This is a genomic window from Bradyrhizobium sp. Pha-3, assembly GCF_042258325.1.
GTDB lineage: Bacteria > Pseudomonadota > Alphaproteobacteria > Rhizobiales > Xanthobacteraceae > Bradyrhizobium > Bradyrhizobium elkanii.
The window spans coordinates 3528360-3542484 of the sequence record NZ_CP170151.1; the positions used below are offsets into that span (position 1 = coordinate 3528360).

The 14125-nt window shown below is 65.3% G+C and carries 12 protein-coding genes; 8 read left to right on the forward strand and 4 right to left on the reverse strand.

Annotation, left to right across the window (positions count from 1 at the left end; translation table 11 throughout):
- The first annotated feature begins 105 nt into the window (after positions 1-105).
- From ACE10X_RS16345 to ACE10X_RS16365, 5 genes are all read left to right on the forward strand, one after another.
- A complete protein-coding gene (locus ACE10X_RS16345) occupies positions 106-2421 on the forward strand; it encodes a bifunctional salicylyl-CoA 5-hydroxylase/oxidoreductase (protein ID WP_038382156.1) in 2316 nt (771 codons plus the stop codon).
- Entirely contained in the window at positions 2418-3197 is a 780-nt protein-coding gene (locus ACE10X_RS16350; RefSeq protein ID WP_038382136.1) for an SDR family NAD(P)-dependent oxidoreductase, read from the forward strand. The genes ACE10X_RS16345 and ACE10X_RS16350 overlap by 4 nt, the downstream gene beginning before the upstream one ends.
- Before the next feature lie 11 nt (positions 3198-3208).
- Positions 3209-4048, forward strand: coding sequence for an enoyl-CoA hydratase family protein (locus tag ACE10X_RS16355; RefSeq protein ID WP_193375388.1), 840 nt, complete (start codon positions 3209-3211; stop codon positions 4046-4048).
- Position 4049: 1 nt separating this feature from the next.
- Positions 4050-4445 carry a RidA family protein gene (locus ACE10X_RS16360; RefSeq protein ID WP_038382134.1) on the forward strand — a complete coding sequence of 132 codons (396 nt, stop codon included), beginning with the start codon at positions 4050-4052 and terminating at the stop codon, positions 4443-4445.
- A 284-nt stretch (positions 4446-4729) separates the two neighbouring features.
- Positions 4730-5971 carry a flavin-dependent oxidoreductase gene (locus ACE10X_RS16365; protein WP_304556396.1) on the forward strand — a complete coding sequence of 414 codons (1242 nt, stop codon included), beginning with the start codon at positions 4730-4732 and terminating at the stop codon, positions 5969-5971.
- A 165-nt stretch (positions 5972-6136) separates the two neighbouring features.
- On the opposite strand, the gene ACE10X_RS16370 is transcribed toward ACE10X_RS16365, so the two are convergent.
- On the reverse strand, positions 6137-6589 hold the full coding sequence (locus tag ACE10X_RS16370) for a cupin domain-containing protein (RefSeq protein WP_375764583.1): 453 nt from the start codon (positions 6587-6589) through the stop codon (positions 6137-6139).
- Between the two features lie 84 nt (positions 6590-6673).
- The gene (locus ACE10X_RS16375) at positions 6674-7840 is read right to left on the reverse strand and encodes an ABC transporter substrate-binding protein (RefSeq protein WP_038382131.1); all 1167 of its coding nucleotides are present in this window, start codon (positions 7838-7840) and stop codon (positions 6674-6676) included.
- 290 nt (positions 7841-8130) lie between these two features.
- On the opposite strand from ACE10X_RS16375, the gene ACE10X_RS16380 reads away from it, so the two are divergent.
- The 3 genes from ACE10X_RS16380 to ACE10X_RS16390 all read left to right on the forward strand — a co-directional run bounded on the left by ACE10X_RS16380 (position 8131) and on the right by ACE10X_RS16390 (position 11257).
- Positions 8131-8625 carry a MarR family winged helix-turn-helix transcriptional regulator gene (locus tag ACE10X_RS16380; protein WP_024579672.1) on the forward strand — a complete coding sequence of 165 codons (495 nt, stop codon included), beginning with the start codon at positions 8131-8133 and terminating at the stop codon, positions 8623-8625.
- 3 nt (positions 8626-8628) lie between these two features.
- Positions 8629-9444 (forward strand): alpha/beta hydrolase, encoded by an 816-nt coding sequence (locus tag ACE10X_RS16385; RefSeq protein WP_304556395.1) that lies wholly within the window; start codon positions 8629-8631, stop codon positions 9442-9444.
- Positions 9445-9613: 169 nt separating this feature from the next.
- A complete protein-coding gene (locus tag ACE10X_RS16390; protein WP_038382126.1) occupies positions 9614-11257 on the forward strand; it encodes a benzoate-CoA ligase family protein in 1644 nt (547 codons plus the stop codon).
- A 45-nt stretch (positions 11258-11302) separates the two neighbouring features.
- On the opposite strand, the gene ACE10X_RS16395 is transcribed toward ACE10X_RS16390, so the two are convergent.
- Positions 11303-12916, reverse strand: a complete 1614-nt coding sequence (locus tag ACE10X_RS16395) for a DHA2 family efflux MFS transporter permease subunit (RefSeq protein ID WP_028345199.1) — start codon at positions 12914-12916, stop codon at positions 11303-11305.
- 8 nt (positions 12917-12924) lie between these two features.
- Positions 12925-14109: an HlyD family secretion protein gene (locus tag ACE10X_RS16400; protein ID WP_038382125.1), complete on the reverse strand. Its 1185-nt coding sequence runs from the start codon at positions 14107-14109 to the stop codon at positions 12925-12927.
- Positions 14110-14125: the final 16 nt, after the last annotated feature.

Sequence of the window (14125 nt, forward strand, 5' to 3'; positions counted from 1 at the left end):
CGCCGGTGGGGAAATGCCCCCGGTCGCCGAAGCCAGAGCATGACCCGGAAAAGTGGCACCCGGTTTTCCGAGGCGATCATGCTCAAACGGAAAGGCGAGAACGCCATGCGTATCGTTTGCATTGGAGGCGGGCCGGCCGGGCTTTATTTCGGCATCCTGATGAAGATGCTGGATCCGGCGCACGTCATTTCCGTGGTCGAGCGCAACCGGCCCTACGACACCTTCGGCTTCGGCGTGGTGTTCTCGGATGCGACCATGGACAACATGCGCAAATGGGATCCCGTCACCGCTGATACGATCGAGCAGGCCTTCAACCACTGGGACGACATCGAGGTCCTGATCAAGGGCCGCCGCATGCGCACCACCGGCCACGGCTTCGTCGGCATCGGCCGCAAGCGGCTGCTCAACATCCTGCAGGCGCGCGCCGAGGAACTCGGCGTCGAATTGATCTTCGAGCGCGAGGTGAATTCCGATCTCGAATTTCCCGACGCCGACCTGATCGTGGCATGCGACGGCGTCAACTCGAAGATCCGCACCAAATACACCGAGGCCTTCCAGCCCGACATGCTGATGCGGCCGAACCGCTATATCTGGCTCGGGACCAACCGTCCGTTCGACGCCTTCACCTTCGATTTCCGCAAGACCGAGCACGGCTGGTTCCAGGCGCACATCTACAAGTTCGAGGAGGGCGCGGCGACCTTCATCGTCGAGACCACCGAGGAGGCCTATCTCGCCCACGGTCTCGACAAGATGGAGCAGGGCGATTCCATCTCGTTCTGCGAGAACGTGTTCAGCGAGATCCTCGAGGGGCATCATCTGGTCTCCAACGCGCGGCATCTGCGCGGCTCGGCCTGGCTGTCATTCCCCAGGCTGATCTGCGGCAAATGGACCGCGTTCAACGGCAACGGCCATGTCGTGCTGATGGGCGATGCCGCCCACACCGCGCATTTCGCGATCGGCTCGGGAACCAAGCTCGCGCTGGAGGATGCGATCGAGCTCACCAACCAGTTCAAGATCCACGGCGCGGCGCGGGACAGTATTCCCGCGGTGCTCAAGGCATACGAGGAGCTGCGCCGGGTCGATGTGGCGCGGATCCAGAATGCCGCGCGCAATGCGATGGAATGGTTCGAGGTGGTCGGCTCGCGCTATGCCGACACGCTGGAGCCGGAACAGTTCATGTATTCGCTGCTGACCCGCTCGCAGCGCATCAGCCACGAGAATCTGCGGCTGCGCGACAAGACCTGGCTCGAGGGCTATGAACGCTGGTTCGCGGAGCGCAGCGGTGTGGCCGCGACCAACGACCGCGTCACGCCGCCGATGCTGACGCCGTTCCAGATCCGCGGCCTGTCGCTTCACAACCGGATCATCGTCTCGCCGATGGCGATGTATTCGGCGGAGGAGGGCGTGCCGACCGACTTCCATTTGGTGCATTTCGGCTCCCGCGCGCTCGGCGGCGCCGGCCTCTTGTTCACCGAGATGACCTGCGTCTCGCCGGAGGCGCGGATCACGCCCGGCTGCTGCGGCCTGTGGAATGACGCGCAGGCGGCGGCCTACAAGCGCATCGTCGACTTCGTGCATCAGAATTCGCAAGCCAGGATCGGCATCCAGCTCGGCCATGCCGGCCGCAAGGGTTCAACGCGCGTCGCCTGGGAAGGCATGGACGAAGCGCTGCCGGATCATAACTGGCCGCTGGTGTCGGCTTCGTCAGTGCCTTATCTGCCCGACGGCCAGATCCCGGAGCCGATGAGCCGCGCCGAGATGGACGAGGTGCGCGATCAGTTCGTCGCCGCAGCCAGGCGCGCTGCGGCCGCGGGCTTCGATATCCTGGAGCTGCACTGCGCGCACGGCTATTTGCTGTCGAGCTTCCTCTCGCCGCTGACCAACCGCCGCACCGACGCGTATGGCGGATCGATCGAGAACCGCGCGCGTTATCCGCTGGAGGTGTTCCGCGCCATCCGCGCGGTGTGGCCGGAGGACAAGCCGATGTCGGTCCGCCTGTCCTGTCACGACTGGGCCGAGGGCGGTAATACGCCCGAGGATGCGCTCGCCTTCGCGAAATTGTTCAAGCAGGCGGGTGCCGACCTGATCGACTGCTCCTCGGGGCAGGTCTGGGCCGACGACCATCCGGTCTATGGCCGGCTCTACCAGACGCCGTTCGCCGACAAGATCCGCAACGAGGTCGGCATCGCCACCATCGCGGTCGGTGCGATCTCGGAGGCGGATCACGCCAACTCGATCATCGCCGCCGGCCGCGCCGATCTCTGCGCCATCGCGCGGCCGCATCTCGCCGATCCGGCCTGGACGCTGCATGAGGCCGCCAAGATCGGCGTCAAGCAGGTCGCCTGGCCGAAGCAGTACCTGTCGGGCAAGTCGCAATACGAGGCCAATCTCGAACGCGCGGCTGCGGGAGTGAAGGCATGATGAGGTTCTGGCCCCACGCACATGCGCTGGTGACCGGTGCCGGTTCCGGCATCGGCGCCGCGACGGCGATCGCTCTGGCAAAAGCCGGCGTGCGCGTCAGCATCGCCGGGCGGCGGATCGACGCGCTGAAAGCGACGGCGGCATCGCTCGACAAGCAGGCCGGCATCGCTGTTTCGATCGACGTGACCGATCAAGCTGCGGTCGCCAAAGGTATCGCGCAGATCGAGGCTGAGGCGGGGCCGATCGATATTCTCGTCAACAATGCCGGCAAGGCCGCGAGCGCGCCGTTCGACAAGACCGGCGCGGCGCTCTGGGCGGACATGCTGGCGAGCAACCTCTCCAGCGTGTTCCTGGTGACTCACGCCGTGTTGCCCGGCATGGCGCAGCGCGGCCGCGGGCGGGTGATCAATGTCGCCTCGACCGCGGGTCTCACCGGCTATGCCTACGTCTCGGCCTATGTCGCGGCCAAGCACGGCGTCATCGGCCTCACGCGCTCGCTGGCGCTGGAATATGCACGGCGCGGCGTCACCGTGAATGCGGTCTGCCCCGGCTACACCGATACGCCGCTGGTGGCGGATGCCGCCGCGAACATCGTCGCCAAGACCGGCCGCAGTGAACAGGAAGCGCGCGCAGCGTTGGCAAAAGTCAATCCGATGCAGCGGCTGGTCACGCCCGAGGAGGTCGCCGACGCCGTCCTCTGGCTTGCCTCCGAGACTGCATCGTCAATCAACGGACAAGCTGTCGCGGTCGCCGGCGGCGAAGTCTTTACCGGGTGAAGGAATACGTCATGTCCGAGATGAAAGCAAAGCTCCGGCCGTTCAAGGACTATCCCGCAAAGCACTTCCGCTGGCAGGTCGATGCGAGCGGCCGTGTCGCGACCATCACGCTGAACCGGCCGGACAAGAAGAACCCGCTGACTTTCGAGTCCTATGAGGAGCTGCGCGATCTCTTCACCAATCTCAAATACGCCTCCGATGTCCGCGCGATCGTGCTGACCGGCGCCGAGGGCAACTTCTGCTCCGGCGGCGACGTGTTCGAGATCATCGAGCCGTTGACGCGGATGGCGATGCCGGACCTGCTCGCCTTCACGCGGATGACCGGCGAGGTCGTGCGGGCGATGCGCAAATGCCCGCAGATCATCGTCGCCGCGATCGACGGCATTTGCGCCGGGGCCGGTGCGATGCTGGCGCTGGCGTCCGACCTGCGGCTGGCGACGCCGCAAGCCAAGACCGCGTTCCTGTTCACCCGCGTCGGCCTCGCCGGTGCCGACATGGGTGCGTGCGGGTTGTTGCCGCGCGTGATCGGGCAGGGCCATGCGGCCGATCTGCTCTACACCGGGCGTGCGATGAGCGCCGAGGAAGGCTTTGCGTGGGGCTTCCACAACCGCCTGGTGCCGCCGGCGGAGCTCGCCGGTGCCGCGCAGGAGCTGGCGCGTTCGCTCGCCGATGGGCCGTGGTTCGCGCATGGCGTGACCAAGACGATGTTCAACCAGGAATGGGCGATGGGCGTCGACGAGATGATCGAGTCGGAAGCGCAGGCGCAGGCGATCTGCATGGTCACCGGCGATTTCCGCCGCGCCTTCGAGGCGTTCGCCGCCAAGCAGAAGCCAGCCTTCGAGGGCAATTGAGATGATCGAGATCCTGCAACCCCAGGGATGGGCCAAGCCGATCGGCTACGCCAACGGCATGGCCGCGCGCGGCAAACAGCTCTTCATCGCCGGCCAGATCGGCTGGAACGGGCAGTGCGTGTTCGAGACCGACGATCTCGTGGCGCAGATCGGCCAGACCCTGCGCAACATCGTCGCAGTCGCCGCCGCCGGCGGCGCCGGGCCCGAGCACATCGTGTCGATGACCTGGTACTTGCTCGACCGCAAGGAATATTCCGCGCGGCTGAAGGAGATCGGCACGGTCTATCGCGACATCATTGGCCGGCGCTTTCCGGCGATGACCGCGATCCAGGTTGCCGGCCTGATCGAGGACCGCGCCAAGGTGGAAATCCAGGCAATTGCGGTGGTGCCGGATTGATGGGAACGCGCCATTGGAAGACCCGTCACCCTGAGGTGCGAGCGGAGCGAGCCTCGAAGGGTGAAGGGCCCCGCCGGTGGCCGTCGACCCTTCGAGACGCCGCTACGCGGCTCCTCAGGGTGACGGGGATAGATTGGAGTTCGCTGAAGCAATGTTAAGCCTAAGCCCAATCGTCGTGGGCCAGTCCTCGTCTCGGGCCGCAAACCCGCTTGCGGCCGGACAACTGGGCATGCGACCCTAGGCCAAAGCGTAAAAGCGTCCTGTTGTGAGTGGAGGTGAGGACGATGAAGGCGATTATCGTCGGAGGCGGAATCGGAGGCCTCACCACTGCGCTGATGCTGCGCTCGCGCGGCATCAGTTGCGAGCTGTACGAGCAGTCCGAGACGATCCGCGAGCTCGGCGTCGGCATCAACACGCTGCCGCATGCGATCCGCGAGCTGGCGGGGCTTGGCCTGCTCGACAAGCTCGACGAGGTCGCGATCCGCACCCATGAGCTGTTCTATCTGACGCGACATGGCCAGCAGGTCTGGCACGAGAAGCGCGGGCTCGATGCCGGCCACGACGTGCCGCAATTCTCGATCCATCGCGGCCGCCTGCAAAGCGTGATCCATCAGGCCGTGATCGACCGGCTTGGCGCGGATGCGATCCACACCGGCTGCCGGCTCGGCTCCTTCACCCAGGATGAGGGCGGCGTCTCGGCCTATTTCTTCGACCGCAGTGGCGCCCATGTGCACACGGCGCGCGGCGACATCCTGATCGGTGCCGACGGCATCCACTCGAAAGTGCGGCAGACGCTGTTTCCGGATGAGGGCGGGCCATGCTGGAACGGCCTGATGCTGTGGCGCGGCGCCACCGATTGGCCGGCCTTCCTGACCGGACGCTCGATGATCATCGCCGGCGGGCTGAACGCCAAGGCCGTGATCTATCCGATCGCGCCGGGCTCGAGCCCGGCAAGCCGCCTCACCAACTGGGCGGTGCTGGTGCGGATCGGCGACGGCACCTCGCCGCCGCCGCGCCGCGAGGGCTGGTCCAATCTCGGCCGGCGCGACGAGATGATGCCCTATGTCACGAGCTTCACGATCCCGCAGGTCGACTTCACCGGCCTGATCAACGCGACGCCGGAGTTCTGGGAGTATCCGTGCTGCGACCGCGATCCGCTGCCATACTGGTCGAGCGGCCGCGTCACGCTGCTCGGTGACGCCGCGCATCCGATGTATCCGGTCGGCTCGAACGGCGCATCGCAGGCCATCCTCGATGCGCGCTGTCTGGCCGACATGCTGGCGCGGTCGGAGCATCCGCGGCAGGCGCTGGCGGCCTATGAGCGGCAGCGGCTGCCGATGACCGCCGACATCGTCGCCTCCAACCGCCGCGGCGGGCCGGAAGGCGTGATCGACGCCGTCGAGCAACTCGCGCCGCAGGGCTTTACCGACGTCGACACCATTCTCAATTACGAGGCGCGCGAGGCGATCGTGCGTGGTTATGCCGCGAAAGCCGGCTTTGCCGCGCGCGTGGTGGCGCGGCAGTAGCCTGGAAAGGAGCGGACGTCTCGCAAAGTCGGTTCGCTTCGTTACCCCCTCATGGTGAGGAGGCGCGCATGCGCCGTCTCGAACCATGAGGCCCGACCTGCGGCCTCATCCCTCGAGACGCGCGTTCGCGCTCCTCGGGATGAGGGGACAGAGCTGGTGATGCTGTTACGCCGGAGGCGGCGGCAGGAAGTGGATGTTGTGCTCGGCGGCGAGCCGCACCACGTCATCCGGGTTCTGCTCCTTCATGTTGTGGATCGCCCAGAACAGGTCGTAGAGCCTCCGCGTCGGCGACACCCAGAACAGCGTCTTGGCCGGCTGCTGCGACTTGTTGAAGATGCCGTGCGGCTTGCCCATCGGCAGGCGCACCAGATCGCCAGGAGTTGCGGATTCATCGGCACCGTCGAGCATGAAGTCGAGCTTGCCCTCGAGGATGTAGAGGTGCTCGTCCTGGTCGGGATGGATATGCGGAGGAACGAAGGTGCCCGGCGGGAAGGTGGCGTGCCAGGAGAACGAATGCTCGGTGCGGCTCTTCGGCACGTAGGTCTGGCCGAGGATGCTCCAGGAAATACCCTGGATGCCTTCATTGGCGCGGGTGATACCGGCGATCTCGTCTTTCATGCTCATGCTTGCTCCATGTTTCCATTTGACGCGTTTTCTTCACGCGAACCGGTATCCACTTCGCTCGAAAACGCTTTGAACGCCTTACTTTGCCGCGCAGTCCTTGGCGTAGCGGTCGCCATAATTCGAAAACACCTTTTCGACGATCTCGGTCTGGAATTTGCCGTCCGGACGCTTCGCGACCTTGGTGAGGTAGAAATCCTGGATCGGATAGCCGTTGTTGCTGAACTTGAAGTTACCGCGCAGCGAGGTGAAGTCGGCCTTCTTCAGCGCGGCCGCGACCGCGTCCTTGTTGGAGAGGTCGCCCTTCACGGCCTTGACCGCACTGTCGATCAACAGCGCGGCGTCATAGGCCTGCATGGCGTAGGTGCCGGGCACGCCGTTGTAGGCCGCCTCATAGGCGGCGACGAACTTCTTGCTTTGGGGATTGTCGAGGTTGGGCGCCCAGTTCGCCCCGCCGAACATGCCGACCGCTGCGTCCTGCTGCGCGGGCAGGGTGGATTCGTCGACGGTGAAGGCGGAGAGCACCGGCACGCTGGCGCCGGCCTGCTTGTATTGCTTCACGAGGTTCACGCCCATGCCGCCCGGCATGAAGGTGAACAGCGCGTCCGGCTTCAGCGCGGCGATCTTGGACAGCTCGGGCTGGAAATCCAGCGTGTTCAGCGGCGTGTAGGATTCCTCGACGATCTCGCCCTTGTAGTCGAGCTTGAAGCCGGCGACGGAGTCGCGGCCGGCCTGATAGTTCGGCACCAGCAGGTAGACGCGCTTGTAGCCGCGGTCCTGCGCCACCTTGCCGAGGATCTCGTGCACCTGGTCGTTCTGGTACGACGTCACGTAGAAGAACGGGTTGCACTCCTTTCCGGCATAGCTGGAAGGGCCTGCGTTCGGGCTGATCAGGAAGGTCTTGCTGTCGGTGACCGGGCGGTGGATCGCCTGCAGGATGTTGGAGAAGATCGGGCCGACCACGAAATCGACCTTGTCGCGCTCGAGCAGGCCGCGCACCTTGACCACCGCGCCGTCGGGCTTCAGTTCGTCGTCGGCGTTGACGATCTCGACATCGCGGCCGGCCATCTTGCCGCCGACGTCCTTGATTGCGAGCGCAAAGCCGTCGCGGACCTGCTGGCCGAGCGCCGCGGCCGGGCCGGAGGTCGTGACCAGCACGCCGATCTTGATCTTCTCCTGCGCGGTCGCCGGGGTGACCGCGACACCGAGCAGCGCCGCCAATCCCGCGAGCTTCGTCAATTGTTTCATCTCACTCCCCCAACCATTGGCTTGATGCTTTGGCTGCCGATTTGGCCGCAGCTTAGTCTGACGCGCGCGACCGCTGCAAGCGATGTGGCATTGCGTCGGGATGATCGCCGCGGACCATGCAGGCGTCGCACATGCAAGCGCCGCGCCAATTGCTTGAAGTTTAAAGAAATTGCAGGATCGCCCGGGCGTATCGGGCCCGATTCGCAATTGTCCTTGCGGGACGCCGCGAATTGCTTGAAGCTCAAAACAATTGGTCCGACCGGAACCCGCCGCGGAGGCACGATCGCCGCATGATCCTCGATTCCGAAACCAAAGCCGTCGAACTGCCCGACGATCACGGCACCGAGCTGCGGCTGTGGCTGCGCCTGTTGACCTGCACCACGCTGATCGAGGGCGAGGTGCGTAGCAGGCTGCGCGAGAAGTTCGACGTCACGCTGCCGCGCTTCGACCTGATGGCCCAGCTCGACAAAGTGTCTGACGGCATGACGCTGTCGGACCTGTCGAAGCGGATGATGGTATCCAATGGCAACGTCACCGGGCTGGTCGAGCGCCTGGTTGAATCAGGCCATCTCGACCGCCGCACCTCGGAGACGGACCGCCGCGTGCAGTTCATCCGGCTCACAAAACTCGGCCGCGCCGAATTCCGCAAGATGGCCGCCGAGCACGAGAAGTGGATCGCCGATATCTTCGGCGATCTCTCGCCGAAGGATATCCGCGAACTGATGCGGCTGCTCGCCAAGGCCAAGGGCTCGGCGCAGCGCTCCGCCAAGGCGAGGACAGCCTGAGCCGTGACCGAGGTCGATTACGAGGTCGAATACAACAATCGGGCGCGGGTGCCGGAAAATCCGGCGCTGATGGCCGGCTGGGCGAGGGACTCCGCGGCGTATCGCGAGCAGCACCCGCCGCGGCGGCTGACCTATGGTCCGGGCAGCCGCAACGTCATCGACCTGTTCGAAGGCGATCGTGACGGGCCGCTCGTGGTCTTCATCCATGGCGGCTACTGGCAGGCGCTCGACGGCTCGTCGTCGAGCCACTGCGCGCGCGGGCTCAACGGCCACGGCATCAGCGTTGCGGTGCCGAGCTACGATCTCTGCCCCAATGTCACGGTCGGCGACATCATCGGCGAGATGCGTGCGGCGTGCCGCGAACTGGCCAGGCTCGGCCGGCCGCTGGTCGTGTCGGGACACTCCGCAGGCGGACATCTTGCCGCATGCATGCTCGCGACAGACTGGCCGGCCTATGATGCGTCGCTGCCGAAGGACCTGGTCAGGGCTGCTTACGCCATCTCCGGCCTGTTCGAGCTTGAGCCATTGGTCGGCACCTCCATCAACAAGGCGCTTGGCCTCGACCGCGCCACAGCACGGGCGGCGAGCCCGCTGTCCTGGACGCCACCTGCGGGCGCGACGCTCGATGCCGTCGTCGGCGGCACCGAGAGCGCGGAATATCACCGGCAGAGCCGGACCATCGTTGAGGTCTGGGGCAAAGCGGGCGTTGCAACGCAGTTCGGCGTTGTGCCCGACGCCAATCATTTCACCGCGATCGCGCCGCTCGCCGACCCGGGCTCGGCGATGGTCGCGAGGCTGAAGCAGCTTACGCAAATCTGAGGTTCTGAAGAGCCGGCCAGCGATTGCCCCGCGATTTCCACCCTTGCGCCGAACTATTTTAAGTATAAAATGATTGGCGATTGGAGCGCTGCCGGGCGTCCTCGATATTGATGTTGGTCTTCTCGATATTGGTCTTGGCCTTTCTGGACGGAAAGCGAGGGGCGATCGAATGTCAGGTGAATTTCCCGGGCTCGGCCCATCCGGGCATGTCGACGATTTCGCACGGCGCAACCTGCCGCCATCAGCGCAATGGCCGCAGCTGCTGCTCGACCGGCCGGAATTTCAATATCCCGATTATCTCAACGCCGCGGTCGAACTGACCGATCGCATCGTCGAGCAGGGGATGGGCGATCGCATCGCGCTGATCGGCAACGGCCGCCAGCGCACCTACAAGGAACTGCTTGATTGGTCGAACCGCCTGGCGCACGCCCTGGTGGAGAACTACGGCGTCAAGCCCGGCAATCGCGTCCTGATCCGCTCGGGCAACAACCCTGCGCTGGTCGCGGCCTGGCTCGCGGCGACCAAGGCCGGTGCCGTCGTCGTCAACACCATGCCGATGCTGCGCGCCGGCGAACTGGCCAAGATCGTCGACAAGGCCGAGATCTCGCTGGCGCTGACCGACAGCCGCATCGCGGATGAACTGGTGGCCTGCGCCAAGACCAGCAAATTCCTCAAGCAGGTCGTCAATTTCGACGGCACGCAGAACCACGATGCCGAGCTCGACCGGATCGCGCTGAACAAGCCGGTCAAGTTCGATGCGGTGAAGACCGGCCGCGACGACGTCGCGTTGCTCGGCTTCACGTCGGGCACGACGGGCGAGCCCAAGGCAACCATGCACTTCCACCGCGATCTCCTGATCGTCGCCGACGGTTACGCGAAGGAAGTGCTCAAGGTCACACCCGACGACGTGTTCGTCGGCTCACCGCCGCTTGCTTTCACCTTCGGCCTTGGCGGGCTCGCGATCTTCCCGCTGCGCTTCGGGGCTACGGCGACGCTGCTGGAGAACGCGGCGCCGAGCGAAATGATCCGGATCATCGAAACTTACAAGGCGACGATCTGCTTCACCGCGCCGACCGCCTATCGGGCGATGATGGCGGCGATGGACAAGGGCGCCGATCTGTCTTCGCTGCGGCTGGCGGTCTCGGCCGGCGAGACGCTGCCGGCGCCGGTGTTCGAGAGCTGGACGAAGAAGACCGGCAAGCCGATCCTCGACGGCATCGGCAGCACCGAGCTGCTGCACATCTTCATCACCAACCGCACCGGCAGCGCCGTCGGCGGCACCACGGGCACGCCAGTCTCCGGCTACGAGGCCAAAATCGTCGACGAGGACATGAACGAGCTGCCGGCGGGGCAGGTCGGCAAGCTGGCGGTGCGCGGTCCGACCGGCTGTCGTTACCTCGCGGATTCCAGGCAGACCAAATATGTCCGCGACGGCTGGAACATCACCGGCGATGCCTTTGTCAGCGACGAGAACGGCCGGCTGTCGTTCGTGGCGCGTGCCGACGACATGATCATCTCGGCGGGCTACAACATCGCCGGCCCTGAGGTCGAGGCGGCGCTGCTCGGCCATCCCGATGTCGCGGAGTGCGCTGTGATCGGCGCACCGGACGAGGAGCGGGGACAGATCGTCTCGGCGTTCATCGTGCTGAAGCAAGGCGCGCGCTGCGACGATGTCGAGATCAAGCTGCTGCAGGATCACGTCAAGGCGACGATCGCGCCGTATAAATATCCCCGCGCGATCGCCTTCGTCGAGGCGCTGCCGAAGACCCAGACCGGGAAGATCCAGCGCTTCAAGCTGCGCGAGGCAAGCTGACAAGCAAAAAGGGAGGGCGACGGCCCGCGGCCGCCGCCCGACAAATCAATGCGCCGCGCCGCCGCCGGCCGCGTTCTTCGGCTTGCCGGTCAGGAGGATCGCGATCGCGGCAAACACCAGCACGATGCCGATCACGGCAAAGGTGTCGCTGAAACCAAGCACCAGGGCCTGACGCTTCACGATATTGCCGAGCGCCACGATCGCCTGGTGGTGCGCGGTCGCCGGATCGGAGATGCCGTGACTGAGGAAGTAGTTGGTCACCTCGGCGATCCGGGTGCGCACTTCCTCGCGGCCGAGGTCGACCGACTGGCCGATGATGTTGGAGTGGAATTGCTCGCGCTTGGTGACGATGGTGGCGAGCAAGGCCGTGCCGATCGCGCCGCCGAGATTGCGCATCATGTTGGAGATGCCGGAGGCCGCCGCCGCGTCCTGCGGCGCGACGCTGCCGAGGCTGACGGCCGATAGCGGCGCCAGCATGATCGCCTGGCCGATCGCACGGACGATGTTCGGGACGAAGAACTGGTCGCCGGAGTAATCGAGCGACATCGCGATGTTCATGAAGGAGGAGACCGCGAACAGGATCATGCCGGTGAAGGCGATGAAGCGCGGATCGAAACGCTGCATCAGCTTCGGCACCAGCGGGATCAGGATCAGCTGCGGCAGGCCGGTCCAGGCCAGCACCTGGCCGATCTGCTCGGCGTTGTAGCGCTGCACCTGGCCGAGATAGGCCGGCAGCAGGTAGACCGAGCCGAACAGCGCGAAGCCGACGAACACCGCCGAGATGGTGCCGAAGCCGAAGCTGCGCTGGGTCAGGAGGCGCAACCGGATCAGCGGCTTTTCCACGACGAGCTCGATCCAGACGAACAGAGTGAGGCTGACGGCGGCGATCACCGCGAGCTTGACGATGAAGGGCGAGCCGAACCAGTCGTTCTTGTTGCCTTCCTCGAGCACGGCCTGCAGCGACGACAGGCCGATCGCCATCGTGACGATGCCGAGCCAATCGCCCTCGCGCAGCAGATGCAACTGCATCGGCTGGCGTTCCAGCGTGAAATAGAGGGTGATGACCATCACCGCGGTCGGGATCACATTGACGAAGAAGATGGTCTGCCAGCCGTAATTCTCGGTGAGGTAGCCGCCGATGGTCGGTCCGATCGCGGGGGCAAAGGTCACCGCGAGCGCGAACATGGCAAGGCCGACCGGCTGCTGGGCCTTCGGCAGCTTGGTGAAAACCAGCGTGAAGGCCATCGGGATCAGCACGCCGCCGAAGAAGCCCTGCAAGCCGCGCATTGCGATCATCGAAGGCAGGTCGTGGGTGAAGGCACAGGCGACCGAGAAGATCGCAAACAGGGTGGCGAAGCCGATGATGATTTTGCGGAAGGAAAACACCCGGCTGAGATAGTCGGTCAGCGGGATCACCACGATCTCGCCGATCAGATAGGAGGTCGAGATCCAGGAGCCGTTGTCGACGCCAGTTCCGATGCCGCCCTCGATGTTGAGCAGCGAGGCGTTGGTGATCTGGATGTTGAGGATCGCCATGAAGGCGCCGATCATGGCGGCGACGATGGAGATCCAGACCGCCATGCTGGCACGGTTGGGATCGGCCGCTACAGCTGCCGCGCGGGGCGCAGCAGAAGGGGAGGAGAGCGCGAGATCGGACATGACATCACCTATTTGAAGGAGGCGACAGCGAGCTTGGGAGAGGCGCTGGAGCGCGGCGCCTCGCCGGGTTGCGACAAGGTTGCGATGGTCGGGATGACCGACATGCCGGGCCGCAATTCGACCGCCGTCGCGTCGAGCTTGATCTTCACCGGAATGCGCTGCACCACCTTGGTGAAGTTGCCGGTCGCATTGTCAGGCGGCAGCAGCGCGAATTCCTGGCCGCTGGCGGGCGCGAGACTGTCGACATGGCCGCGCACGACCTGTCCGGGGAACATGTCGACGGCGATCTCAACCGGCTGACCCTGGCGGACATTGGTGAGCTGCGTCTCCTTGTAGTTCGCGATCACATAGGCGCCGGTGGCGGGCACCAGCGACATCAATTGCGTGCCGGCCTGGACGAACTGGCCGGTGCGGAGCGTGCGGTTGCCGACCACGCCGTCGATCGGGGCTGATATGGTGGTGTAGCCGAGGTTCAACTCGGCCTGATGCTGGAGCGCGGTTGCGCGCGCCTGTGACGCGACGGCCTGGGCAATGTCGGCCTTGAGCAACTCGACCTGGCGGAGCGCGGAGGCGAGGTTCGCGGTATCGCGGGCGACGGCGGCCTGTGCGCTGGCGTAGCGCGACTGCGCCTGCTGTGCGTTCTGCACGCTGCCGAAGCCGGTGCCGGCGAGATCGGTGTAGCGCTTGTTCTCCTGCTCGGCGAAGGTCTGCGTCGCGGTGTCCACGGCGAGGGTCGCGCGTGCCGCTTCGATCACGGAATGCTGCACATCGAGCTGCGCATGCTTGCTGGCGATCGCGGCCTCGGCGGCGGCGACGTCGGCCTTGGCCTGATCCAGCGCGACCCTGAAATCGCGATCGTCGATCCGCGCCAGCATCTGGCCGGCGCGCACGTGCTCATTGTCGCCCACCAGCACCGCGCTGAGATAGCCGGAGACTTTTGGCGCGATCGTCGTGTTGTCGGCCTTCACATAGGCGTCGTCGGTCGAGACCTGAAAGCGGCCGACCGTCCAGTAGTCCCAGCCGTACCAGGCCCCGCCCGCGAGCACGGCGAGCGCCGCGCCGGCCAGCAGCAGGCGGCGAAGCCTGCCCTTGGCGGCTTGCGGCTTGGCGGCCTCCGGATTTGCGATCAATTGCCTGGCGGTCTCGGCCGGAACCTGGCTCTCGGCCTTGAATGATGTCTCATGCTGGCTCATGGCGGCGCTCCTGATC